We start from the raw sequence: 23,955 nt of genomic DNA, 5'->3' as shown, positions 1-23,955 counted from the left end.
TCGTCGCAAGAGCTCCTCGCAATGACAGCGCGGTGAGAGTCGCTGACTTACGCCGCCTTCGCCGTCACGATCCAGATCGCGCCCTGGAGCGTCACCGACTGTCCCTTCAGGAACGGCGCCAGCATCTCGCGGATCGAGGCTTTTGCGGCCTGGTACGTCTCCGGCGGATGGCCCTGGAGCGCGCGGCTGGCCGGGCCGATCTGCAAGGCGCCGTCGACGGCCGCATCGAGACCGCCGCCGATCGCGACATCCATCGCGAGATTGTGCGGCTCCATCGCCACATCGACGAAGCCTGCACCTTTCAGGATGCGCGTCACGCGCTCCTCCGATGCAAAGGCGAACGGGCCCGGCTCCTCCGGCCCGACCGGCGGCATCTTCGGTACGTGTTTGTAGACCGCCATTAGCGGCGCCATCATCCAGGGATTTTCCTTCGGCTCGCGCCAGCAGGCAAAGGCAAGCCGCCCGGACGGCTTCAGCGCACGGCGAAGGTTGGTGAAGGACGCGATGGGATCGGCGAAGAACATGACGCCGAAGCGCGATGCGAGCAGATCAAAGCTCGCCGGCTCGAACGGATGGACCGTCGCATCCGCCAGCACGAACTCGAGCGGCAGGCCATTCGGCGCCAGCGCCCGTGCCTGCGACAGCATCGGCTCGGAGACGTCGAGCCCGAGCGCAAGCCCGTTCGGCGCAACCTCCTTTGCAAACGCGACCGTCGTCGCACCCGAGCCGCAGCCGACGTCGATCACGCGCTCGCCCGGCTTCGGCTTGGCCCGTGCGATCAGCACATCGGCGATCGGTCCGAGTAGCCGCTCCTGCGCCGCATGGCGGTCGGCCCAGCGCTGCCCGCTCGGTCCGTTCCAATAGGCGATCTGGTCGGCGTTCTGCGCGTCACCGCTGGGCTGTTGCATCGGAACCTCATCGCACGCACTCGCGCGCCGTTTACGCTTCGTAATGGTGCATATTCCGCAAGCCGGCGGCCCGCGCCGATCGCGGGGCCTCAAGCGATGCGCTTGACGAGCTGCGCCGGATTTCCGCCCATCATGACATTCGGCTCGACATCGGTACTGATCAGGCTGCCAGCCATGACCTGAACATTGTCGCCGATGATCCTGTTCGGAAGGACGCCGCTCTTCATGCCAAAGAAGCAATTGGCGCCAACCCTGACCCGGCCGCCGAACGTCACGCCGACCGTCACCTGGGACAGCGCACCGAGAGCACAATCGTGGTCGACGCTGGAAAGGGTGTTGACGATCGTGTCGCGCCCGATCAGGGCTCTGGAGCCGATGACAGCACCGGCCCCGATCACGGCGCCGCTCTCGATTTCGGCATCCCTCGCGACAAAGGCTGTCGGAGCGATGCACGGCGGCATATTCACCTTGGCTGCCCGCAAGCGCGATGCACAGAGTTCGCGCGCCGCGTTGGCTCCTATTCCGAGGTAGGCATCCCCGAGCGGGAGCTCACGGAAATACTCGTCCTCGGACATCATGCTTCCCGGCAGCGCCGCCTGGCCGTCCAGGCTGCGAACGACAAAGACCGGCGCTACATCGAGGAACGAGGCGATCACGCGCGCATGGCCACCCGCACCGAAGATATATGCCTTAGCCACGGGATGTCTTCGTCATCATGTAGGCCATCACGACACCTTCGCTCCTGGAAGCATTCCCTTGACCAGGGATCACATAACCCGACGCGGATGGCCGGATAGACCGCATCAGCAAGCGTATCTGGTGGGCGGTCACGGATTCGAACCGCGGACCCTCTCGGTGTAAACGAGATGCTCTAACCAGCTGAGCTAACCGCCCCTCGCCGCCTCTTTATCCCTACCCGCCCTCGGTGGGCAAGTACGGAACATCAATCCCCCGGCCTCCCCGGCAGCGCCGGCACGGCGTCGATCCAGACCGCCGCCGACTGGCACCAGATCTGCCGGCTGGGCCTCAGAGCGTCGCGCTGGCGGATGCTGCCCCAGCGGATGCCCCAATCATCGGCCTGGTCGCCCTCGCCGCCGGTGAACAGCGGGGAACCGCAATCGGCGCAAAAATGCTGGAAGCGCATCCGGCCGTTATCGCCGCGCTTACCGTAGATTTTCGGCGTGCCGCCGGTGAGCCTGACGTCGCCGGCGGAACAGATCGCGGTGACCCGGAACGGCGATCCCGTCAGCGTCTGGCAGTCCCGGCAATGGCAGATCGAGACCGCCTCGGGGTCGATCTCGGCCTCAAAGGTTATCTGCCCGCAATGGCATTGCCCGTCGATCTGCATCGCCCTCGTTCCCTTGCCTCAAAACAAAAACGGCGCCCGAAGGCGCCGTTTTATCATCTTTCGCTGGAGATCAGTGAGCGGTCAGGCCGCCGGCGGCTTCGTCGCCGTCCGGCTTCACCGTCACCTTGGTGTCCTCTTCCCAGACGATCGGCACCGGCTTCTTCACCAGCGCCTTGGCGACGACGTCATCCAGCCGCGAGACCGGGATGATCTCCATGCCGCCCTTGATCGCATCGGAGATCTCCGTGAGATCCTTGGCGTTGTCCTCGGGGATCAGCACCGTCTTGATGCCACCGCGGGCAGCAGCCAGCAGCTTCTCCTTCAGACCGCCGATCGGCAGCACGCGGCCGCGCAGCGTGATCTCGCCGGTCATCGCGACATCGTGGCGAACCGGAATGCCGGTCATGACCGAGATGATCGCGGTGGCCATTGCCACGCCCGCCGACGGACCGTCCTTCGGCGTCGCGCCTTCCGGCACGTGCACGTGGATGTCGCGCCGGTCGAACAGCGGCGGCTCGATGCCGTAGACGATCGCGCGCGAGCGGACGTAGGACGCCGCCGCCGAGATCGATTCCTTCATCACGTCGCGCAGGTTGCCCGTGACCGTCATCTTGCCCTTGCCGGGCATCATGACGCCTTCGATGGTCAAGAGCTCGCCACCGACATCGGTCCAGGCAAGGCCGGTGACGATGCCGACCTGCGGCTCGCTCTCGATCTCGCCGAAGCGGTACTTCGGCACACCCAGAAGCTCTTCGAGAGACTTCTCGGTGACCTTGACCGACTTCTTCTTGGAGATCATCAGCTCCTTCACCGCCTTGCGGGCGAGTGTGGAGAGCTCACGCTCCAGGTTACGCACGCCCGCTTCGCGGGTGTAGCGGCGGATCAGCAGCAGCAGCGCGTCGTCGTCGATCGAGAACTCCTTGGAGTCCAGGCCGTGTTTGGACACCGCGTTCGGGATCAGATGCTTGCGCGCGATCTCGACCTTCTCGTTCTCGGTGTAGCCCGCGATCCGGATGATCTCCATGCGATCCATCAGCGGTCCCGGAATATTGAGCGTATTCGCGGTCGTGATGAACATCACGTTGGACAGATCGTAGTCGACCTCGAGATAGTGGTCGTTGAAGGTCCCGTTCTGCTCGGGGTCGAGGACCTCGAGCAAAGCCGAGGACGGATCGCCGCGGAAGTCGGCGCCCATCTTGTCGATCTCGTCCAGCAGGAACAGCGGATTGGACGACTTGGCTTTCCGCATCGACTGGATGATCTTGCCGGGCATCGAGCCGATATAGGTGCGGCGGTGACCGCGGATCTCGGCCTCGTCGCGCACCCCGCCGAGCGAGACGCGCACGAACTCGCGCCCGGTCGCCTTCGCGATCGACTTGCCGAGCGAGGTCTTGCCGACGCCGGGAGGTCCGACGAGGCACAGGATCGGTCCCGTCAGCTTGTTGGCGCGCGACTGCACCGCGAGATACTCGACGATGCGTTCCTTGACCTTCTCCAGTCCGTAGTGATCGGAGTCCAGGATGGCTTGCGCCGATTCCAGGTCCTTCTTGACCTTGGACTTCTTGTTCCACGGGATCGACAGCAGCCAATCCAGATAGTTGCGCACGACGGTCGCTTCCGCGGACATCGGCGACATCTGGCGCAGCTTCTTCAATTCGTGCTGCGCCTTCTCGCGCGCTTCCTTGGAGAGCTTGGTCTTGGAGATCTTCTCTTCGAGATCGGCGAGCTCGTCGCGACCGTCGTCGTCGCCGAGTTCCTTCTGGATCGCCTTCATCTGCTCGTTGAGATAATACTCGCGCTGGGTCTTCTCCATCTGGCGCTTGACGCGCGAGCGGATGCGCTTCTCGACCTGGAGCACCGAGATCTCGCTCTCCATCAGGCCCAGCACCTTCTCGAGGCGCGTGGTGACCGACAGCGTCTCCAGGATACCCTGGCGATCCGCGATCTTGACGGCGAGATGGGAGGCGACGGTGTCGGCGAGCTTGGCGAAATCGGTGATCGCCTGCACGACGCCGACGACCTCGGCCGAGATCTTCTTGTTGAGCTTCACATAGCTCTCGAAGTCGGACACGACCGAGCGCGCCAGCGCCTCCGCCTCGACCGACTTCGCATCGGTGTCGGCCAGCGCGATGGCGGTCGCTTCATAGTAGTCGGCGCGATCGGTGTATTTCTGCACGCGCGCACGCTCGAGCCCTTCGACCAGCACCTTCACGGTGCCGTCGGGAAGCTTCAAGAGCTGGAGCACGCTGGCAAGCGTACCGGTCTCGTAAATCGCATCGGGCGCCGGATCATCGTCGGACGCGTTCTTCTGCGTTGCGAGCATGATCAGCGCGTCGTTCTTCATCACCTCTTCGAGCGCGCGGATCGACTTCTCGCGGCCGACGAAGAGCGGCACGATCATGTGCGGAAAGACGACGATGTCGCGCAAGGGAAGCACGGGATAAGCGTGCGTCTCGCCATGGACGATGGTTGGCCGGGGTTTTGGATTAGTCATGGCCTTTTCCTTTTGCTTTGCCCCCTTGCACGCAGCCCGCCATGCTCATGCGCAACCGCCACAAGGTGCCGAGGTGATCCACAAAACCGGTCTACCATTCGAAGGGCGGACCGGGCTTGCCGGATCGGAACTGAGGCGAATCTTGAAGAGAATTCACGCTCGCCGCCGACATTAGGTGGCTATCGACCCGGGGGGTGTCAAGTCATTGAAAAACGCGCGCCATCAGGCGCTTGCGCACACGGGTAAGCGACGCAAACTCGGCTGCGGAGATGCATTCCGCAGCCGTCACCTCTCAGGACGATTGGAGCGTTCCAGCGCCGCAAATCAGGCGCTGGCGTTCTCGACGGCACGATCGGATCGATCGGCGTAGATGTAGAGCGGACGGGCCGTGCCTTCCACGACTTCGCGCGAAATCACAACTTCTTCCACACCTTCCAGACCCGGCAGGTCGAACATGGTCTCGAGCAGGATCGCCTCGAGGATCGAACGCAGGCCTCGCGCGCCGGTCTTGCGCTCGATCGCCTTGCGGGCGACCGCGCCAAGCGCCTCGTCGGCGAAGGTCAGCTCGATGTTCTCCATCTCGAACAGGCGCTGATACTGCTTCACCAGCGCGTTCTTCGGCTCGGTCAGGATCTTCTTCAGCGAGGTCTCGTCCAGATCCTCGAGCGTCGCCACGACAGGCAGACGGCCGACGAACTCGGGGATGAGGCCGTACTTCAGGAGATCCTCAGGCTCGACGTGACGGAAGATCTCGCCGGTACGGCGGTCCTCCGGCGCGAGCACCTGGGCGCCGAAGCCGATCGAGGTCGACCGTCCGCGCGCCGAGATGATCTTCTCGAGCCCGGCGAAGGCGCCGCCGCAGATGAACAGGATGTTGGTGGTATCCACCTGCAGGAACTCCTGCTGCGGATGCTTGCGGCCGCCCTGCGGCGGGACCGAAGCCACCGTGCCTTCCATGATCTTCAACAGCGCCTGCTGCACGCCCTCACCCGACACGTCGCGCGTGATCGAGGGATTGTCGGACTTGCGGCTGATCTTGTCGATTTCGTCGATGTAGACGATGCCGCGCTGGGCGCGCTCGACATTGTAGTCGGCGGCCTGGAGCAGCTTCAGGATGATGTTCTCGACGTCCTCACCGACATAGCCGGCTTCGGTCAGCGTCGTCGCGTCCGCCATCGTGAACGGCACGTCCAGGATGCGGGCGAGCGTCTGCGCGAGCAGCGTCTTGCCCGAACCGGTCGGACCGATCAGCAGGATGTTCGACTTCGCGAGCTCGACGTCGTTGTGCTTGGTCTGGTGGTTGAGGCGCTTGTAGTGGTTGTGCACCGCGACCGACAGGACCTTCTTCGCATGGCTCTGGCCGATCACGTAATCGTCCAGCACCTTGCAGATTTCCTTCGGCGTCGGAATGCCGTCGCGCGACTTGACCAGCGAGGACTTGTTCTCCTCGCGGATGATGTCCATGCAAAGCTCGACGCACTCGTCGCAAATGAAGACCGTGGGACCCGCGATCAGTTTGCGGACTTCGTGCTGGCTCTTGCCGCAGAACGAGCAATATAGCGTGTTCTTGGAGTCGCTCGTGCCGACCTTACTCATTCATGTCTCCGTCCGCGGTTCGATCCCGTTCCGCTCGATCGCTCCATCCCGACACACCGGTCGGTATGAAGCTCAAATAGAGCAAATTCCGTACCAAAAAAGACCCTACGCGTTACATCCCGTGCGAATCGCGGTCACTCGATTCTTCCGCGATCATAGCGGATCATTCGTAGCCAACCATGCTGTCACCCGACTATCAAGAATTCGCTAATCGGGGCTCGCCGGCTACCCGTGACAATACCGTGATTTCAGGTCTTGGCACGGGCGAAGTGATCGAAATCACCCCGGCGTTGCTGGATTGCCACGAAAAACAAGCACGAAAGCGGAACTTTCAGCCTGTCGCAGGGCACAAAACGGCGTTTTGCGATGCGCACACGAGTTCTAAACGTGAACGCTCCCCTGGAGGTCCCCGGCGACCCCGAGGGATCGCCGTTGCCGACCAGTAGTGCTACTGGGTCTTCGCTGCTGCCGGCTCTTCGGCGCGCTTGTCGATGACCCTGTCGACCAGGCCGAACTCCTTGGCGTCGTTGGCGGTCAGGAACTTGTCGCGTTCCAGCGCATCCTCGATCGTCTTGTAGGTCTGGCCGGTGTGCTTCACGTAGATCTCGTTGAGCCGCTTCTTCAGGTTCAGGATTTCCTGCGCGTGCAGCATGATGTCGGTGGCCTGACCCTGGAAGCCGCCAGAGGGCTGGTGCACCATGATGCGCGCGTTCGGCAGCGAGAAGCGCATGTCCTTCTCGCCGGCGGCGAGCAGCAGCGAGCCCATCGAAGCCGCCTGCCCCGTGCACAGCGTCGAGACCGGCGGGCGGATGAACTGCATGGTGTCGTAGATCGCAAGGCCCGACGTCACCACGCCGCCCGGCGAGTTGATGTACATCGAGATTTCCTTCTTCGGATTTTCCGCTTCAAGGAACAGCAGCTGCGCGACAACCAGCGTCGACATGCCGTCCTCGACCGGACCGGTCAGGAAAATGATGCGCTCTTTCAGCAGGCGCGAGAAAATGTCGTAGGCGCGCTCGCCACGGTTGGTCTGCTCGACCACCATGGGCACGAGGTTCATGTAGGTTTCAACCGGATCGCGCATGAGTCACCTAGGGTTTTCGGAGGCGGTCATCGCCACTCTTGGCTGCCAGTTTGGCTGGAATTGCCGGAAGGCCGATGGACGCCCGTGATGCAGGAAGTTGGTAGCGTAGAAATTTGGGTACAGGGTGTACCGACAGATATAGCCCAATTCGCGCCAGACAAGTGCGGAGCGAATTAAGGCTTAATCCGCCGGGCACTTGAAGCTGATTCTCGCAAAAAGGCCCAGCCAGCCACATGGCTAGCCGGGCCCTTCCGCTGATCATCCTTAATAGAAGACTGTCTCAAAGCCTTCAGGCCGCGGTCTTTTCCGCCTCGTCGTCCTTGTAGAGGTCCTCGCGCGAGACCTTCTTCTCGGTCACGTTGGCGAGCTCGAGGATGAAGTCGACGACCTTGTCCTCGTAGATCGGTGCACGGAGCTGGGCCAGCGCCTGGGCGTTGCTGCGGTAATAGTCCCAGACTTCCTTCTCACGGCCGGGCATCGAACGAGCGCGCTCGATCACGGCGCGGCCGACCTCGTCGTCGGTCACGGTGATCTTGTTCTTCTCGCCGATCTCGGAGAGCACGAGGCCGAGCCGCACCCGGCGGTCGGCGATCTTGCGGTACTCTTCCTTCGCCTTGTCTTCAGTGGTGTCCTCGTCGGCAAAGGTCTTGCCGGCCGAGTCCATCTCGGCCTTGACCGAGTTCCACATCAGATTGAACTCCTCGTCGACGAGCGAGGGCGGCGCCTCGAAGCGATGCGCCTCGTCGAGGCGGTCGAGCAGCGCGCGCTTGACGCGCTGGCGCGTCGCACCCGCGAACTCGGCAACCAGACGCTCGCGCGCGGCTTCCTTCAGCTTGTCCAGCGATTCGAGGCCGAGCGTCTTGGCGAACTCGTCGTCGATCGCAATGTCCTGCGGCGCTTCGATCGTGGTCGCGGTGGTCTCGAACTCGGCCGGCTGGCCGGCGAGCTTGTCGTTCATGTAGTTCTTGGGGAACGACACCTTCAGCGTGCGCGTCTCGCCCGCGCCGATGCCGGTGAGCTGCTCCTCGAAGCCGGGGATGAAGGTGTTGGAGCCGATCACGACCTGGATGCCCTCGCCGGTGCCGCCCTCGAAGGCTTCGCCGTTGATGGTGCCCTTGAAGCTGACGGTGACGCGGTCGCCGGACTCGGCCTTGGCGCCCTCGGCCTTCGCGGCATAGCCGCGGTTGCTGTCGGCGATGCGCTTGATCGCCTCGTCGACGTCGGAGTCGGTAACGTCAGCCACGGGCTTCTCGACCTGGAAGGTCTTGAAGTCGGCGAGCGCGATCGACGGCACCACCTCGATCGCGACCGTGTAGGTCAGATCGGTCTTGCCGCTCAGCAGCTCCTCGACCTCGGCCTGCTCGCTCGGCATCGTGATCTTCGGCTCGGTCGCGAGGCGGAAGCCGCGCTCGGAGAACAGCTGCGTGTTGGTGTCGCGGATGGTCTGGTCGATGGTCTCGGCCATCACCGAGCGGCCATAGACCTTCTTGAGATGGGTGACCGGCACCTTGCCGGGACGGAAGCCGTTGATGCGGACCTTGTCCTTGAGGTCGACGAGCTTGGCGCCGGCCTTGGCGTCGAGATCAGACGCGGGAACGCTGATCTTGAACTCGTGCTTCAAACCTTCCGAGAGGGTTTCTGTGACCTGCATGGCGTCCAATCTTCTTCTCGTTCGGTCCCGGCACGCATGCGTCGGGACGCTGTCATTAATCGATCCGACGCGAGGCAAACGCCTCAATGCCGGTGGTTCATCAGAGCCCTGCTCCCGACGGAAAACGTCCGCACGAAGCGAGGCCCTTTGGTAATCCGTGCAAACGCTGAAAGCGCTTGGTGCGGGCGGAGGGACTCGAACCCCCACAACTTTCGTCACTGGAACCTAAATCCAGCGCGTCTACCAGTTCCGCCACGCCCGCGTGAATTTGCATCAAGACCGGCCGCGATGCCGCGGGCGGCCGGGCTTATAGCATGCGCCTGACTGTTCGCAGCAAAAAAATGGCCTGATGGCGGCAGGCTTCAAGTAGGCACGATGGCTGGACTTATCCAGCGCGGCGTGGTCCGGATCGGGCCATGAAACCGCGGATCATTGACCCGACGAGGCGCGAGGTTTTGGCCGGCCTTCTTGGCGGCCTCGGAGCCTCGGCGGCCGGGTTGATGGCCGGTGGCGCGGTCCCACCCGTGACCGCCCAGCTCGCCCTCCAGGCCCGCCTGGCGACCCTGGCCTTGAGGCCGGGTCAGCCGCCTACACCCGTCTGGGAGCTGGCCGCCGTAAGCCATACCAGGGGCGTCCATCTCAAGCGTGGCGACCGCTGCGAGGTGGTGTTCCGTAACAACCTGCCTGTGCCACTTGCGCCAGTCTGGTACGGCCTTAACGGCCCGGCTGCGGCCGACCCGCTACGGGGGCGCGCGCCGACCGCGCCAGATGCGACTGAAACTTCAATTATTTCAATACCAAACGCCGGTACCCTGCTGACCGACTTTCGTCTCTTCGAGGACGGCCTGAAGCAACCGGCGCGCCCGCTTCCGATCATCGCGGAGGAGACGAGCCGCATCGCCGTCGATCGTGACGAGGTTCTGCTGATCGAGGAATGGCGCCTGCGGCCGGACGGGACAGCGCTGCCCCCGGGCCGCGACCCGAAGGACACGACCCCGCTCTATACGATCAACGGGCAAACTTCATGTGAGCTCTCAGCCGCGGCCAATGAGCGGCTGCGGTTGCGCTTTATCAATGGCTCCCAACGCACTGTTCTGGCAATCAAATTGGAAAGTCACGACGTCCGCGTGATGGCCCTGGACGGACAGCCGGCCGAGCCGTTCCCGGCGCGCAATGGCGCGCTGGTGCTGGCTCCCGGCGCGCGTGCCGACGCCTTTGTTGATGCAGCCACATCGGCCCCCTTTCAGCTGCATGACGGCAAGGAGGCCCGCCCGATCGGAAACCTCACGATCTCCGGCACGATGGAGCGGCGCGCGCCGCTGTCGCCGCCACAGCCGCTCCCTGCGAATGCCCTGCCCGACCAGCTCGACCTCAGAGGCGCCCTGCGGTTCGATGTCGCGCTCGGTGCCCCCGACACCGGCTGGGCACGGCCTGCGAATTTCTCGACCGCCTCGGCGCCCGCCTTCCGCGCCAGGACCGGCCGCACCGTCGTGCTGACCCTCAAGAACCCTGCGCCCCTCACCGCTGTGTTCCACCTGCACGGCCACCACTTCCGCCTGCTCGACCGCCTCGACGATGGCTGGAAGCCCTACTGGCTCGACACACTCGCGGTCGAGCCCGGCCAGACCCAGCGTATCGCGTTCGCTGCGACCTCACCGGGACGCTGGCTGATCGAATCCGTCGTGACCGACTGGGCCGCGCCGCGGCTGGTGCGCTGGTACGCGGTGGAGTGAGCTATGCGCGCGCCCAGACGTAGCGGGCGTCGGGCTCCTTCTCCTCGTTCCGCGCCCCGTCCGTCTGCTCGACCAGCGCGAATCCACGGGCCTCGTAGAAGCGTCGCGCGCGTTCGTTGCACTGGAAGGTCCAGAGCTCCAGCCGTTCGCAGGCACGCTTGGCGACATCGAGGAGCTCGGTGCCGACACCGCGGCCCTGGGCAGCGGGAAGGACATAGAGCTGCCCGACCCAGCCATCGCGGAAGGCAATGAGCCCGCTGAGTGCGTCCTGGTCGAAGCGGCCCCACACGCGGCACGTTTTGAAGACATGCTCGCGATAGAACCAGCGATCTTCGTCCGGCGTGTGCAGCCCGACGAGCCGCGGCATGGCCCGGTCAAACGCGATCCGATGGACCTGCGCGGCCGCGCCCATATCGGCGAGCGCGAGCTGCCTTAGCACTAGTACTCGATCCCGAGCGCATTATAGATCCGCCGGTGCACGGCCGGCAGCGTTTCGGTCAGGTCTTCCGCGATCAGCCCCGGCCCCGCCTCGCTTGCCGCCTCGCCATGCATCCACACGCCGATGCTGGCGGCTTCGAACGCCGGCACACCCTGCGCCAAAAGCCCTGCGATGACGCCGGAGAGCACGTCGCCGGCGCCCGCTGTGGCCAGCCAGGGCGGCGCGTTGGCGGCGATGGTGGCGCGGCCGTCGGGCGCGGCGATGGTGGTATCCGGCCCCTTCAGCAGCACCACGGCGCCGGAACGTTCGGCGGCGGCGCGGACGCGCTCGAGCTTGGAGCGGCCGGGATGCTTGTTGCTGAGATCGGAGAACAGGCGCGGGAATTCACCCTCGTGCGGCGTCAGCACCACCGCACTGTCCTGCGAGGACTTGATCGATTCAAACAGGCGCTCGGGATTCGCGGCAAAGCTCGTCAGCGCATCCGCGTCCAGCACCAGGTGTCGTTGCGCGGTAAGCGCCGTGTGGACGAAATCGCAGGTGCGATCGCTGACGCCCGTGCCGGGGCCAATGATGCAGGTGTTGTAGCGCTTGTCGCCGAGCAGCTCGCCAAACTCGATCGCGGTGTCGACGGGGCGAACCATCACCGCAGTCAGCGCCGCCGCATTGATCGCGAGCGCATCGCGCGGGCTCGCCAGCGTCACCAAGCCGGCACCGGCCCGCAACGCGCCGCGCGCGGCTAGCCGCGCCGCACCGGTCGCGGCTGCGTCGCCCGAAACCGCCAGCACATGCCCTCGCGCATATTTGTGACCGTCGATCCGCGGCACCGGAAAGGCCGCGCCCCAGAAATCCGGATCGTTCTCGAAGGTCTGCGGCCTGATCTCGTCCAGCACCTGCGCGTCGATACCGATGTCGGCAACGCGGACGCGGCCGCAATGCATCCGCCCCGGCAGCAGCAGGTGCGCCGGCTTCTTGCGGAAGAAGGTGACGGTCTCGGTGGCGTTGACTGCAACGCCCAGCACGGCGGCGCTGGTGCCGTTGATGCCGCTCGGCAGATCGACCGCAAGCACCAAGGCACCGTTGGCGTTGATCGCCTCGATCATCGCGCGCGCCTCGCCGTCGACGGGGCGGCTGAGGCCCGCACCGAACAGCGCATCGATGATCAGCGCGGGCTTTCCGATCGCCTGCGGATTGAACGGGAGCACCGGATGTTTCCAGCCGCGCGCGGCGGAGGCCGCATCGCCCTGGAGCTGGTCGCGCTCGCACATCAGGATCACCGAGACCTCGCGGCCCTGGGCGGCGAGCTCGGCGGCTGCGACAAAACCGTCGCCGCCATTGTTGCCGGGGCCGGCCACGATCAGGATCGGCCCCTCCTCCACCAGCGCATTGGCGGCCTCAGCGACCGCCTGGCCCGCGCTCAGCATCAGCTTGAAGCCGGGCGTGCCGGCCGCGATCGAGAGCTGGTCGGCGCGCTGCATTTCGGCGTTGGTCAGAACTTCCATGCCACTTCCCTGTACAAACGCCTCTTCAGCAGGCATCTTCCGTGCCGATCTGACCGGCGGAACGTCGATTTGCACATAGATTGAACCGTTTGCCTATTTCGTAGTCTTCGGTATTTTGGGCCGGTCGGCTCCACCTATCAGAGATGCTCGTTAAAAGGCTGATAACGCTCCAATAATCAGGGCATTTGCAACTTGGCATAGACCCTGCTTTCGAGGAAGCCGCTTCGGTTCGTCGTGCTCACTGACGTCTATCAGGGTGTGACCGGCCGTTGGTGCCGGACTGGTCAGGGATCCCGGCATAGCGAGGACAAGATCGTGCGTGAGAAAAGCGCATCCTGACGAGACGTTGCTATTTGATCGAAATGCCGGGAGGCGCGCAGTGAAGAAAATCGAAGCCATCATCAAGCCGTTCAAGCTCGACGAGGTGAAGGAAGCGCTTCAGGAAGTAGGCCTTCAGGGCATCACTGTCACCGAAGCCAAGGGCTTTGGCCGGCAGAAGGGCCACGCCGAACTCTACCGCGGCGCAGAATACATCGTCGACTTCCTGCCGAAGGTGAAGATCGAGATCGTGATCGGCGACGATCTGGTCGAGCGTGCCATCGACGCGATCCGCCGCGCTGCGCAGACCGGTCGCATCGGTGACGGCAAGATTTTCGTCTCCAATATCGAAGAGGCGATCCGCATCCGAACCGGCGAATCCGGGCTGGACGCTATCTGAGCCGGGTGCTATCCCGCATTTTGCGACACTCTGACAAGAAATAAGGCTGCTTCGGCGGCCTGAATTCGTTTGTGCGGTCGCGCGCGAACTCGCCAAAAGCGAGAATAATCCTGCTCATCTGGAAACCGACCCGCAGAGCCAAAAGGGGTATGCATGAAGACCGCCAAAGACGTCCTGAAATCGATCAAGGACAACGACGTCAAGTACGTCGACCTGCGCTTCACCGATCCGCGCGGCAAGTGGCAGCACGTGACGTTCGACGTCAGCATGATCGATGAAGACATATTTGCCGAAGGGACGATGTTCGACGGCTCCTCGATCGCCGGCTGGAAGGCGATCAACGAGTCCGACATGTGCCTGATGCCCGATCCGGTGACCGCGACGATCGATCCGTTCTTCGCAGAGACCACCATGGTCATCACCTGCGACGTGCTCGAGCCGACCACGGGCGAGCCCTACAACCGCGACCCCCGCGGCATCGCCAAGAAGGCCGAGGCGATGGTGAAGTCGATGGGCGTGGGCGACACCGTCTTCGTCGGTCCCGAAGCCGAGTTCTTCGTGTTCGACGACGTGCGCTTCTCCTCCAGCCCCTACAACACCGGCTTCCGCCTCGACTCCTCGGAGCTGCCGACCAACACCGACACCGAATATGAAGGCGGCAATCTCGGCCACCGCGTCCGCACCAAGGGCGGCTACTTCCCGGTCCCGCCGCAGGATTCCGTGCAGGACATGCGCTCGGAAATGCTCGGCGCCATGGCCAAGATGGGCGTCAAGGTCGAGAAGCATCACCACGAGGTCGCCTCCGCCCAGCACGAGCTCGGCATGAAGTTCGACACGCTGACGCTGATGGCCGACCATCTGCAGATCTACAAATACTGCATCCACCAAGTCGCCCACATCTACGGCAAGACCGCCACCTTCATGCCGAAGCCGGTCTATGGCGACAACGGCTCGGGCATGCACGTGCACCAGTCGATCTGGAAGGACGGCAAGCCGGTGTTCGCCGGCAACAAGTACGCCGACCTGTCGGAGACCTGCCTCCACTACATCGGCGGCATCATCAAGCACGCCAAGGCGATCAACGCCTTCACCAACCCGTCGACCAACTCCTACAAGCGTCTGGTCCCGGGCTATGAGGCTCCCGTGCTGCTCGCCTACTCCGCGCGCAACCGTTCGGCCTCCTGCCGCATCCCCTACACCGCTTCGCCGAAGGCCAAGCGTGTCGAGGTGCGCTTCCCCGATCCGCTCGCCAATCCCTATCTCGGCTTCGCCGCGATGCTGATGGCCGGCCTCGACGGCATCAAGAACAAGATCGATCCGGGTCCGGCGATGGACAAGGATCTCTACGATCTGCCGAAGGAAGAGCTGAAGCAGATCCCGACGGTGTGCGGCTCACTGCGCGAGGCGCTCGAGAACCTCGACAAGGACCGCGCGTTCCTGAAGGCCGGCGGCGTGTTCGACGACGACTTCATCGACAGCTACATCGAGCTGAAGATGACCGAAGTCGAGCGCTTCGAAATGACCCCGCACCCGGTCGAGTTCGACATGTACTATTCGGGCTAAGCGGCCCGAACTGAATGCGACAGGCAAAAGGCGCTCCGCGAGGAGCGCCTTTTCGTTTGTGATCGACCCTTGCCGGAATCAGCAGGACCCACATGGGTCCGATCACCACGTCGCCGTAAAGGCCCGCTGGAGCTCGGCCGGAGCCGTCACGCCGCTCGCGATCAGCAATTGGGTCAGAACGCGCGCCTTCTGCGGATTGAGATCCTCAGAGACGACGAAACCGTTCTTGTCATCGTCGACCTCGACGTTCCGCGTGACGAAGCCGGACCGAACCCGCGTGGAACGGACGACGAGGATGCCCTTCTTGGCGGCGGCTTCGAGCGCATCGAGCGCCGGTTTCGACGTATTGCCGTCACCGACACCGGCCAGCACGATGCCCTTGGCGCCGTGGGAAATGGCGTCCTCGATCGGAACGGCGTCCATGTTGGCGTGCGAGTAGACGATCTCGACGCGGGGCAATTGCTCGCCCGCCGGAAGCTGATAGGTCGCGCGCTTGAGACCGGCAGCCTGTGCCATGAAACGGATGCCGCCCGCGGTGTCGACATAGCCGATCGGGCCGTCATTGGGGGAGCTGAACGTCTCGATGCTCGTAGTGTTGGTCTTGGTGACCGAGCGGGCTCCTTGAATCTTGTCGTTCAACACGGCCATGACGCCGCGCCCGCGAGAACGTGGATCGGCCGCCACCTGCACCGCTTCGTACAGATTGCCCGGGCCGTCCGCGCTGACGGCCGTCGCCGGCCGCATCGAGCCGGCGATCACCACCGGCTTGTCGCCGCGCACCACATTGTCGAGAAAGAACGCGGTCTCCTCCAGCGTGTCCGTGCCGTGGGTGATGAGGATGCCGTCGGCCTCATTCTTGTCGAAGGCCTCCTGGATGCGACGGGCCAGCGCAAACCAGACCTTGTCGTTCATGTCCTGGGACCCGATCGACGAAATCTGTTCGGCGTTCAGCTTTGCCAGCTTGTCCAGCCCTGGCACCGACTGCATCAGCTGTTCGCCGGTGATCTGGCCGGATTTGTACGCGCCGGTCGCACGCGGGTCGGCCTGGCCTGCGATGGTGCCTCCCGTCGCAAGCACGAGAATGCGCGGCAGGCTGGCAGCCGAAGCGTCCTTGCCCGGCTCCGCGGCGTGCGCCGCACCGATCTCCCACGACCAAAGTGCGAGGGCGACCAGCGGAACGGTGAGCGTCAATGTCCGATTTCGGCGTCGGCTTGCTGGTCTGGCGGCGTGCTTCGTCATCGAATTTTCCTCCCGTTTAAGTTGGGAGCAATATTCGACACGTGCATTTGGGCCGAAGATGGGTCATCCCGCCGCTTTTGGCTACGGGTTGTCGCGCCGCGGCAAGAAATGGTCGAGCAGGCCCATCGGCAGCGGGAAGACGACGGTCGACGACCGTTCGCCCGCGATGTCGTGCAGGGCCGCGAAATAACGTAGCTGCATCGCCTGAGGCTCCTGCGCGAGAATCCGGCCGGCCTCGACGAGCTTTTCGGCAGCCTGCTGCTCGCCCATCGCATTGATCACCTTGGCCCGCCGCAACCGCTCCGCCTCGGCCTGTTTGGCAATCGCGCGCACCATGGTTTCGTTGAGATCGATGTCCTTGATCTCGATCCCGGTGACCTTGATGCCCCAGACGTCGGTCTGCTTGTCGAGGATCTCCTGGATGTCGGCGTTCAACCTGTCGCGTTCGGCCAGCATCTCGTCGAGTTCGTGCTTGCCGAGCACCGAGCGCAAGGTGGTCTGGGCGAGCTGGCTAGTGGCGGCCATGTAATCGCCGACCTTGATGATGGCCCGTTCGGGGTCGACGATGCGGAAGTACAGAACGGCGTTGACCTTGACGGAGACGTTGTCCCGCGAAATCACGTCCTGCGGCGGCACGACCTGCACCATCACCCGCAGATCCACCTTCACGAGTTGCTGCACGATCGGAATCAGGATGATGAGGCCCGGGCCCTTCACGCCGGTAAAGCGGCCGAGCGTGAAGATGACGCCACGCTCGTATTCGCGCAGGATTCGAATAGCCTGGGACAGGAACATGATGACAAGCAACGCGAGCGCCGCATAAGTCAGATATTCCAGCATCATGACGTACCTCCCTCGCCTGTTGGTGCGCGCCGTATCAGCAGCGTCAGGTCGATGATGTTGGCGACTTCGACCCTCTCTCCGGGCTTGAACGTTTCGGCGCCGCGCGCCTGCCAGCGCTCACCATGGGCGAAGACATGACCTTCGTTCCCATTCCAGTCGAGAACCTCGGCGGGCAAGCCGCGCATGGCCTGCGCGCCGACCCGTGCAGGAGCCCTACCGACGCGCCGGAGCGAACCAAGCACGACGAGCGCAAAGCCAACGAACACAGCCGCAGTGATGCCGATCACCCACCACGACAGGTGGTAGCCCGGCGCCTCGCCCCTGAAAAGCATCAGCGCGCCCAGCACGAAAGCGACGATCCCTCCGAGCCCGATCACCACGGTCGGGTTGAAGGCTTCGATGGTGAGAAGCACAAGTCCAACCAACATCAGGGCGAGGCCGGCATAATTGATCGGCAGCAGATTGAGCGCATAGAGGCCGATCAGCAGGCAGATCGCGCCGACGACTCCGGGGGCGACGGCACCGGGAGACATGAACTCGAAGATCAAGCCGTAGATGCCGACCATCAGGAGAATGAACGCCACGTTCGGATCGGTGATCACCGCCAGGAAGCGGGATATCGGTCCGGGATCGATGGCTTCAACGACGGCATCCTTCGTCATCAGCCGTTGCGTCTTGCCGCCTGCAACCTCGACCACGCGACCATCGAGCTGTCTCAGCAATTCGGCCTGATCGCGCGCGACGAGATCGATGGCATGAGCCTCCAGCGCGGCGTTGGCGGAGAGCGTGGCGGCCTCACGGACCGCCTTCTCGGCCCAGTCCGCGTTGCGGCCACGCAGCTCGGCGAGGCTGCGGATGAAGGCGACGGCATCGTTCGTCACCTTCGCCGTCATCGCGTCCTTCGGCTCGTCCTTCTTGTCTTTGCCATCCTTGTCCGCTGGTCCGCTCGGAAGTCCCGGCAGCGGCCCGCCAATCTGCACCGGCGTCGCGGCGCCAATATTGGTGCCCGGCGCCATCACCGCGATGTGGGTCGCATAAAGGATATAGGTCCCCGCGCTCGCCGCGTGGGCGCCGGAGGGGGCGACGTAACCGACGACAGGAATCGGCGAGGCCAGCACATCCGCGATGATCTCGCGCATGCTGGAGTTGAGACCACCGGGCGTATTCATTCTCAGAATCACGATCTCGGCGTGTCGTTCGCCTGCCTTGACCAAGGCCTCCTTCGCGTAACTCGCCGACGCCGGGCCAATGGCTCCATCGATCGTGACAGTGAGTGCAAGACGGCGATTCTCCTCCGCTGAGCCGGGATGGAGACAGGACAAAGCGACGATGCCGATCGCCGCAACGAGGGCCGCCTTTATGATCTGCACGGCAAGGGCTCCCTTGCCGAAGATATGGTGTTCCGCTTCGGAACCTCAATGCCCGGATCGGGATGAGGGATCACGCGCGTCGTTGTGCAGTGCAATGGTGCAGGTCGGTCGAGGGACTTTTGCTGCCTGCGGTGCAGTCGCGCGGTTCATGAAGCCCGCTCGAGATCCGACTTGAGTGCAACCAGGAAACGCGCGGCTTCGCCGCCCATCACAACACGATGGTCGAAGGTGAGCGACAACGGCAAAAGGCGCCTGACCGCGAGCTGGCCCCGATGCGCGACCGCCCGTTCCGAGATTCGGCCAGCACCTACGATTGCCGCCTGCGGCGGCACGATGATCAGATTGGCAAACCGGCCTCCGATCATTCCGAAATTCGACAGCGTGATCGTGGCGCCGCGCAGTTCTTCCGGAGGTATCGCGCGCGCGATGGCGTCCGCCCGCAGACGATCGAGGCCAGCCCGCAAGTCGGATACCTCGCGCGCGGCAACATTGCGCAGCACGGGAACAATCAGGCCACCCTCGGTATCGACGGCGATCCCGAGATCGACGCGGTCGATCAGCCGCCGTTCTCCCGTACCTGAATTGTACCAGGCATTGAGCGCGGGGGCGGCTTTGCAGGCGGCAGCGATCGCCCGCGCGAGGCGGATCGTCACGTCCTCGCCCTGCCGCCAATCGTCGATGTCGGCTTCGTCGGTGACAGTGGCGGGGACGATCTCGGCATGGGATGCCGCCATGCGTTGCGCCATCGCGCGCCGCATCCCGCGCAGCGGCTCGGCAGGCCCCGTGTCGGACGTGCCCTTGGCAGCCCGCTCGACATCGGCCCGCGTAACGGTACCGCCGGGACCAGTGCCCTCGACGAGCTCGAGCGCGACGCCGAGCTTTTGCGCGAGCGCGCGTACCGCGGGGAACACCTGCGGTCCGGCCGGTTGTGCAGTAGCGATCGTTGCCGCCCGCGCGGCCTCGTCGCCGCCGAGTTCGCCAACGATGGTGCCCGTGTCCTGTTCGGCGCCCTCGGCAAATTCGACGAGCGGCATGCCGACCTTCACGATATCGCCCTTGGTGCCAAACACGCGCGCGATGCGCCCGCTCGACGGCGACGGGATCTCGACGACCGCTTTGTCGGTTTCGACGGAAACGAGCGGCTGATCGGTGACGACGTGATCGCCTTCGCCGACATACCAGCTGACGATCTCCGCCTCCTCAAGCCCCTCTCCAAGATCCGGCAGCGTGAACTGGCGCATGGGCCAAGATTCCATTGCAATCTAGCTGAACTGGCAGACCTTGCGGGCGGCAGTCACGATGCGTTCGACCGAAGGCATATAATATTGCTCAAGGCGTGCCATGGGGACGATCGTGTCGTAGCCCGTGACGCGGGTGACAGGTGCAAGCAGCGACGACAGGCTGCGTTCGGCGATCGTCGCGGCGATCTCGGCGCCAAATCCGCCGGTGCGCGCCGCCTCGTGCACGATCACGCAGCGGCCGGTCTTTGCGACCGAACCGAGCACGGTGTCTTCATCATAGGGTTTTAGCGTGGCGAGATCGATGACCTCGGCGGCGATCCCGTCAGTCGACAGTGCATCGGCTGCAGCCATGGTCTCCTTCAGCATGGCGCCCCAGCTGATCAGCGTGAGGTCGCGCCCCTCCCTCAGGACAAAGGCGACATCCAGCGGCAAGGCTTCGCCATTGTCCTCGACCTCGCCCTTGGCCGCGCGGTAGAGGCGCGTCGGCTCCAGAAACACCACGGGATCGGGGTCGCGGATGGCGGCAAGGAGAAGTCCATAGGCGCGTTCCGGCGACGACGGCATGACGACGCGCAAGCCGGGAATATGGGCGAGCATCGCCTCGGTGCTTTCGGAATGATGCTCGGGCGCGCGGATGCCGGCCCCGTGCGGCGTGCGCAGTACCATTGGACAGGTGAGCCGTCCCTGAGTCCGGTTGCGCAATCGCGACGCATGGTTCACCAACTGGTCGAGGCAGGGGTAAATGAACCCCATGAACTGGATCTCGCCCACGGGCTTCAGCCCCTGCGCAGCCATGCCGACGCAGAGCCCGCTGATCAGCAGCTCGGCCAACGGCGTGTCAAGGACGCGCTCTGCGCCAAAACGCTTCTGCAGGCCCGCGGTCGCGCGGAAGACGCCTCCATTGACGCCCACATCTTCGCCAAGCACGACAACATCGGGATCATCCTGCATCGCGCGTCCGAGCGCCAGATTGATGGCTTCCACCAGCGTTGCCTCAGGCATCGTGGTCTCCCGCGAGTTCGCGGCGTTGCGCGGCATAGACCTCGGGCAGATCTGCATAGAGGTGATCGAACATGGTCTCCGGCCGGCGCGGTGCTGTTGCCAGATAGCGTCCGGCCGCCGCCTCGACGTGCTCATGGCATTCGGCGGCGAGTTGCTCCTCCTCTGCCTTGCCCCACATCTTCTGGGCGACGAGATAGGCCCGCAGCCGCGCGATCGGCTCTTCCTTCCAACGCGCCTGGACTTCCTCGGCCGAACGGTAGCGCGCTGCGTCGTCGGAGGTCGTGTGGTCACCGAGCCGGTAGGTGACCGCCTCGATGAAGCGAGGACCATTGCCGTCACGGGCGGCGGCAATGGCCTCTTCAGCCGCGGCGCGCACCGCCACCACGTCATTCCCGTCGACCTGCTCACCGGTGAAGCCTGCGGCGATCGCCTTTTGGGCCAGCGTTTCGCAAGCCGTCTGCAGACGTAGCGGCACCGAGATGGCCCATTGATTGTTGGCCACCACAAAAACGAGCGGCAATCTATGCACGCCGGCAAAGTTCATCGCTTCGTAGACGTCACCTTTCGAGGTGGCGCCATCGCCGAACAGGCAGACGGCGACGCGCGATTCCTTGCGAAGCTTGAGGGCATAGGCGACGCCGGTGGCATGCGGCGCCTGGGAGCCGACCGGAACGCAAAATGGGAAATCGTGAACCGGTCCTGAAAACTGATTGCCGCGCTCGTCGCCGCCCCAGAACAGGAGGATCTCCTCCAGTTTGACGCCACGCCAGAGCAGCGCACCGTTGTCGCGATAGGACGGCAACAACACGTCCTCCTCCCGCATCGCACTGGCAATCCCGACCGACACAGCCTCCTGACCGAGCGAAACGGCGTAAGTCCCAAGCCGGCCGGTGCGCTGCAACGCAACAGCCTTTCGGTCGAACAGGCGCAGCAGCACCATCGACCGGTAAAGCGCAACCAGACGCTTGGCGTCGGAGGCGAAGGCAGGCAGCGGCCGCTGGATCGAGCCGTCCGGCGCAAGGTAGTTGCGACGACGTACCTCGAAGCGCGCGATGACGGGAAGGTCCTGGTTTACCCTTCGGCTGGCCACGCTCTCACTCCCGGAGCGATTGTGCCTTCTACAACTCAGTCAGGTGGCGTTTGTGCCGACACGATGCAATACCACTGGAGGATTAGCTCCGGCGCGCCGATCGCTGCTGCACCGCCACTTTGGTGGCGGTCGATCCATACGATCATGGAAACGAGGTCGTAACGGAGGTATAGGAGACAATGGCAAATGGTCAGGTTGTGCTGGTGACAACTGAACCTTTGGGCGGCGGCGCGCCCGTCCGCTCGGTTTTCTTTGTGGCCGAAGGAGATCCGGCAAGGGCCACCGCGATCATCGCAGCCATAATGGCCCCGAATGAGCGGGTCGAAGCATATGGACCGCTTCCGGAAGTCGCCGTTAAAGCGCTCGGACTAAGACCCGGCGACTTCACGCACGGCTGACGCGCGGTCAACCGCCAGGGATCGCAACCTCAAGAGCGGTTCGAACGATCCCGCCTGCTCATCAAACGGGGCACGCCTTCCCCGCCGCACGATGCGCGCTACGCGGTCGCACGCTGGCGTACGACCATCGCCTCTCCAAACGCCTCGAACAGCTTGCGGTTGATCGGATTGCGCTGGGGGTCGTATTCGGCGTGCCATTGCACACCGAGCGCGAAGGTCGGGGCTTCCGCAATGCGGATCGCCTCGATGGTGCCGTCCTCGGCGACGCCTTCGATCAGCACGCGCTTGCCGGGATCGAGAATGCCCTGGCCGTGCAGCGAATTGACCCTGATCTTCTCGCAGCCGAGCAGCTGCGCGAAGGCGCCTCCGGGCGTCAGGTCGACGTCGTGACGGTCGGCGAACACCACGGTCGGATCGGGATGAATCTCGCCGTTCTCGAGCCTGGGCATGCGGTGATTCATGCGGCCGGGGATTTCGCGGATCTCCGGATGCAGCGAGCCGCCGAAGGCGACGTTCATCTCCTGCAGGCCGCGGCAGATTCCGAACAGCGGAATGCCGCGGGACACGCAGGCAACGGAGAGCGCCAGTGCCACCTCGTCGCGGTGGATGTCGTAGGGCTCGTGCCGCTCGCACGGGTCGACATTGAAGCGGGTCGGATGGACGTTGGCGCGGGCGCCGGTGAGCACGATCCCGTCGACCACGTCGAGCAGCGCGCCGATATCGGTGATGTCGGGCGCTCCCGCAAACATCATCGGCAGGCCGCCGGAAACCTCGGCCACAGCGCGCAAATTGCGCTCGCCGACCATCTGGACCTGAAATCGATTTTCGACGCGATGGGCGTTCCCGATCACGCCGACGACCGGCTTTCTCATCTCCCGTTCCGACCTCCCGCGTAAGAAGATTCTCCAAACATGCCCTTGGGGTGGAACAAATTCAACAGAAGGGATCGCGGGACGGCAATGCTATTTTCGCGCAAATGCCTCCCGGGCCTCGGTTGTCCCCACGACGGGCAGGCCGGCCGCCTTCAGCGCAGTCGCCGCCGCCTCACCGGGCACGCCCAACCAGGGCAATTTCGCCTCGATTCCGCGCGTCACGGGCTCCCCGAGCGCGCCACCGAAATCGATCGGCCAAAAGCCATTGGGCACCACCTCGGCGGTGAGGCCGCGGACGGCGTAGCCGTCGCCCAGAACCGTATCCGCATGGTCGCCGGCGACAGGGCGCGCGGTCTGGGGATCTCGGGGATCGCCAAAGCTGACGAGCACCGGGATCAGCTCCCCCTGCACTGGGACAATGCCGGCCTGCCGGCTGATATCGTTGAACGAGACGCGGTTGCCGCGCGCAGCGCCATAGGCACGCAGTGCGACGTAGTTGATGTCGTCGAGGTCGAGCTTGCCGCCCTGCTGATGCGCCAGCAAAGCCACCAGGTTCTTTCCTCGGCCGAGGTCGACGAACACAGCCTCCCCGCGCATCGTGGTGCGGCCGCCGCGGTTATAGTTGCGGTCAGGCACGACAGCCAGAACGCCGGCCCCCGTCTTGATCCCGTCAGGCGTCGTCACCTCGACCGTGAGGCGATATTTGTGGCCGGGCCGGCTGATCCGGATCTGGTCGCCGATCACGATCACCGCCAGAAGCCCGAGCAGACCGGCCCACTTGCTAATGAAACTCAAGCGCCCCCCACCTGTTCTGTCCTCATCGCTCTGCACCGTTCGCGCGGCAGCGTCAAACCAGCGCGTTGACGC

21 protein-coding genes and 2 tRNA genes are annotated in these 23,955 nt (G+C 64.2%); 4 read left to right on the top strand and 19 right to left on the bottom strand.

Going from position 1 to position 23,955, the window contains the following annotated elements:
* Positions 1-47 precede the first annotated feature (47 nt).
* From XI08_RS22075 to XI08_RS22035, 9 genes are all read right to left on the bottom strand, one after another.
* A complete protein-coding gene (locus XI08_RS22075; RefSeq protein WP_271575950.1) occupies positions 48-908 on the bottom strand; it encodes a class I SAM-dependent methyltransferase in 861 nt (286 codons plus the stop codon).
* 89 nt (positions 909-997) lie between these two features.
* On the bottom strand, positions 998-1,606 hold the full coding sequence (locus XI08_RS22070) for an acetyltransferase (RefSeq protein ID WP_271575949.1): 609 nt from the start codon (positions 1,604-1,606) through the stop codon (positions 998-1,000).
* 119 nt (positions 1,607-1,725) lie between these two features.
* Positions 1,726-1,802, bottom strand: a tRNA-Val gene (locus XI08_RS22065).
* A 49-nt stretch (positions 1,803-1,851) separates the two neighbouring features.
* Positions 1,852-2,256 (bottom strand): GFA family protein, encoded by a 405-nt coding sequence (locus tag XI08_RS22060; RefSeq protein WP_271575948.1) that lies wholly within the window; start codon positions 2,254-2,256, stop codon positions 1,852-1,854.
* Between the two features lie 70 nt (positions 2,257-2,326).
* A complete protein-coding gene (lon, locus tag XI08_RS22055) occupies positions 2,327-4,750 on the bottom strand; it encodes an endopeptidase La (RefSeq protein ID WP_027547359.1) in 2,424 nt (807 codons plus the stop codon).
* 324 nt (positions 4,751-5,074) lie between these two features.
* Entirely contained in the window at positions 5,075-6,346 is a 1,272-nt protein-coding gene (clpX, locus tag XI08_RS22050; protein ID WP_008547851.1) for an ATP-dependent Clp protease ATP-binding subunit ClpX, read from the bottom strand.
* Positions 6,347-6,794: 448 nt separating this feature from the next.
* A complete protein-coding gene (locus XI08_RS22045) occupies positions 6,795-7,430 on the bottom strand; it encodes an ATP-dependent Clp protease proteolytic subunit (RefSeq protein WP_011087708.1) in 636 nt (211 codons plus the stop codon).
* A 289-nt stretch (positions 7,431-7,719) separates the two neighbouring features.
* On the bottom strand, positions 7,720-9,081 hold the full coding sequence (gene tig / locus XI08_RS22040) for a trigger factor (protein WP_271575947.1): 1,362 nt from the start codon (positions 9,079-9,081) through the stop codon (positions 7,720-7,722).
* 177 nt (positions 9,082-9,258) lie between these two features.
* A tRNA-Leu gene (locus XI08_RS22035) sits at positions 9,259-9,343 on the bottom strand.
* A gap of 154 nt (positions 9,344-9,497) precedes the next feature.
* On the opposite strand from XI08_RS22035, the gene XI08_RS22030 reads away from it, so the two are divergent.
* Positions 9,498-10,814: a multicopper oxidase family protein gene (locus XI08_RS22030; RefSeq protein ID WP_271575946.1), complete on the top strand. Its 1,317-nt coding sequence runs from the start codon at positions 9,498-9,500 to the stop codon at positions 10,812-10,814.
* A 1-nt stretch (position 10,815) separates the two neighbouring features.
* Here the strand turns inward: XI08_RS22030 and XI08_RS22025 are convergent, their stop codons facing one another.
* Together XI08_RS22025 and XI08_RS22020 are read right to left on the bottom strand one after the other, a co-directional pair.
* Positions 10,816-11,253, bottom strand: coding sequence for a GNAT family N-acetyltransferase (locus tag XI08_RS22025; RefSeq protein ID WP_271575945.1), 438 nt, complete (start codon positions 11,251-11,253; stop codon positions 10,816-10,818).
* On the bottom strand, positions 11,253-12,752 hold the full coding sequence (locus XI08_RS22020; protein ID WP_271575944.1) for an NAD(P)H-hydrate dehydratase: 1,500 nt from the start codon (positions 12,750-12,752) through the stop codon (positions 11,253-11,255). Before XI08_RS22020 ends, XI08_RS22025 begins: the two co-directional genes overlap by 1 nt.
* A gap of 379 nt (positions 12,753-13,131) precedes the next feature.
* Between XI08_RS22020 and XI08_RS22015 the strand changes: the two genes are divergently transcribed.
* Together XI08_RS22015 and glnA are read left to right on the top strand one after the other, a co-directional pair.
* Positions 13,132-13,470 carry a P-II family nitrogen regulator gene (locus XI08_RS22015; protein WP_007603495.1) on the top strand — a complete coding sequence of 113 codons (339 nt, stop codon included), beginning with the start codon at positions 13,132-13,134 and terminating at the stop codon, positions 13,468-13,470.
* 153 nt (positions 13,471-13,623) lie between these two features.
* Positions 13,624-15,033, top strand: coding sequence for a type I glutamate--ammonia ligase (glnA, locus tag XI08_RS22010; RefSeq protein WP_011087712.1), 1,410 nt, complete (start codon positions 13,624-13,626; stop codon positions 15,031-15,033).
* A 102-nt stretch (positions 15,034-15,135) separates the two neighbouring features.
* Here the strand turns inward: glnA and XI08_RS22005 are convergent, their stop codons facing one another.
* The 6 genes from XI08_RS22005 to pdhA form a co-directional block, all read right to left on the bottom strand.
* Complete coding sequence (locus XI08_RS22005) at positions 15,136-16,224, bottom strand: asparaginase (RefSeq protein ID WP_271575943.1); 1,089 nt, start codon at positions 16,222-16,224, stop codon at positions 15,136-15,138.
* A gap of 129 nt (positions 16,225-16,353) precedes the next feature.
* A complete protein-coding gene (locus XI08_RS22000) occupies positions 16,354-17,115 on the bottom strand; it encodes a slipin family protein (RefSeq protein WP_027547365.1) in 762 nt (253 codons plus the stop codon).
* Positions 17,112-18,485 carry an NfeD family protein gene (locus tag XI08_RS21995; protein ID WP_271575942.1) on the bottom strand — a complete coding sequence of 458 codons (1,374 nt, stop codon included), beginning with the start codon at positions 18,483-18,485 and terminating at the stop codon, positions 17,112-17,114. Before XI08_RS21995 ends, XI08_RS22000 begins: the two co-directional genes overlap by 4 nt.
* Before the next feature lie 146 nt (positions 18,486-18,631).
* Positions 18,632-19,726 carry a dihydrolipoamide acetyltransferase family protein gene (locus XI08_RS21990; RefSeq protein ID WP_027547367.1) on the bottom strand — a complete coding sequence of 365 codons (1,095 nt, stop codon included), beginning with the start codon at positions 19,724-19,726 and terminating at the stop codon, positions 18,632-18,634.
* Positions 19,727-19,747: 21 nt separating this feature from the next.
* Positions 19,748-20,728: an alpha-ketoacid dehydrogenase subunit beta gene (locus XI08_RS21985; protein WP_271575941.1), complete on the bottom strand. Its 981-nt coding sequence runs from the start codon at positions 20,726-20,728 to the stop codon at positions 19,748-19,750.
* Positions 20,721-21,818, bottom strand: coding sequence for a pyruvate dehydrogenase (acetyl-transferring) E1 component subunit alpha (gene pdhA, locus XI08_RS21980; RefSeq protein ID WP_271575940.1), 1,098 nt, complete (start codon positions 21,816-21,818; stop codon positions 20,721-20,723). The genes XI08_RS21985 and pdhA overlap by 8 nt, the downstream gene beginning before the upstream one ends.
* A 179-nt stretch (positions 21,819-21,997) precedes the next feature.
* Here pdhA and XI08_RS21975 point away from each other — a divergent pair, with 179 nt between their 5' ends.
* The gene (locus XI08_RS21975) at positions 21,998-22,216 is read left to right on the top strand and encodes a hypothetical protein (protein ID WP_084302658.1); all 219 of its coding nucleotides are present in this window, start codon (positions 21,998-22,000) and stop codon (positions 22,214-22,216) included.
* Positions 22,217-22,314: 98 nt separating this feature from the next.
* Here the strand turns inward: XI08_RS21975 and XI08_RS21970 are convergent, their stop codons facing one another.
* Complete coding sequence (locus XI08_RS21970; protein WP_027547370.1) at positions 22,315-23,088, bottom strand: gamma-glutamyl-gamma-aminobutyrate hydrolase family protein; 774 nt, start codon at positions 23,086-23,088, stop codon at positions 22,315-22,317.
* A 90-nt stretch (positions 23,089-23,178) separates the two neighbouring features.
* On the bottom strand, positions 23,179-23,883 hold the full coding sequence (locus tag XI08_RS21965; protein WP_271575939.1) for a hypothetical protein: 705 nt from the start codon (positions 23,881-23,883) through the stop codon (positions 23,179-23,181).
* Positions 23,884-23,955 lie beyond the last annotated feature (72 nt).

It is taken from the genome of Bradyrhizobium sp. CCBAU 11361 (assembly GCF_028128935.1).
GTDB lineage: Bacteria > Pseudomonadota > Alphaproteobacteria > Rhizobiales > Xanthobacteraceae > Bradyrhizobium > Bradyrhizobium niftali.
This window is presented reverse-complemented; position numbering and strand designations above follow the sequence as displayed.

Excerpts from the sequence above, each read along its gene's own strand:
- lon (WP_027547359.1), bottom strand. The coding sequence starts at position 4,750 with ATGACTAATCCAAAACCCCGGCCAACCATCGTCCATGGCGAGACGCAC.
- XI08_RS22075 (WP_271575950.1), bottom strand. The coding sequence starts at position 908 with ATGCAACAGCCCAGCGGTGACGCGCAGAACGCCGACCAGATCGCCTAT.
- XI08_RS22000 (WP_027547365.1), bottom strand. The coding sequence starts at position 17,115 with ATGATGCTGGAATATCTGACTTATGCGGCGCTCGCGTTGCTTGTCATC.
- clpX (WP_008547851.1), bottom strand. The coding sequence starts at position 6,346 with ATGAGTAAGGTCGGCACGAGCGACTCCAAGAACACGCTATATTGCTCG.
- XI08_RS21985 (WP_271575941.1), bottom strand. The coding sequence starts at position 20,728 with ATGCCTGAGGCAACGCTGGTGGAAGCCATCAATCTGGCGCTCGGACGC.
- XI08_RS22045 (WP_011087708.1), bottom strand. The coding sequence starts at position 7,430 with ATGCGCGATCCGGTTGAAACCTACATGAACCTCGTGCCCATGGTGGTC.
- XI08_RS21975 (WP_084302658.1), top strand. The coding sequence starts at position 21,998 with ATGGCAAATGGTCAGGTTGTGCTGGTGACAACTGAACCTTTGGGCGGC.
- XI08_RS22030 (WP_271575946.1), top strand. The coding sequence starts at position 9,498 with ATGAAACCGCGGATCATTGACCCGACGAGGCGCGAGGTTTTGGCCGGC.
- XI08_RS21990 (WP_027547367.1), bottom strand. The coding sequence starts at position 19,726 with ATGCGCCAGTTCACGCTGCCGGATCTTGGAGAGGGGCTTGAGGAGGCG.
- XI08_RS22020 (WP_271575944.1), bottom strand. The coding sequence starts at position 12,752 with ATGGAAGTTCTGACCAACGCCGAAATGCAGCGCGCCGACCAGCTCTCG.
- tig (WP_271575947.1), bottom strand. The coding sequence starts at position 9,081 with ATGCAGGTCACAGAAACCCTCTCGGAAGGTTTGAAGCACGAGTTCAAG.
- glnA (WP_011087712.1), top strand. The coding sequence starts at position 13,624 with ATGAAGACCGCCAAAGACGTCCTGAAATCGATCAAGGACAACGACGTC.
- XI08_RS21970 (WP_027547370.1), bottom strand. The coding sequence starts at position 23,088 with ATGAGAAAGCCGGTCGTCGGCGTGATCGGGAACGCCCATCGCGTCGAA.
- XI08_RS22060 (WP_271575948.1), bottom strand. The coding sequence starts at position 2,256 with ATGCAGATCGACGGGCAATGCCATTGCGGGCAGATAACCTTTGAGGCC.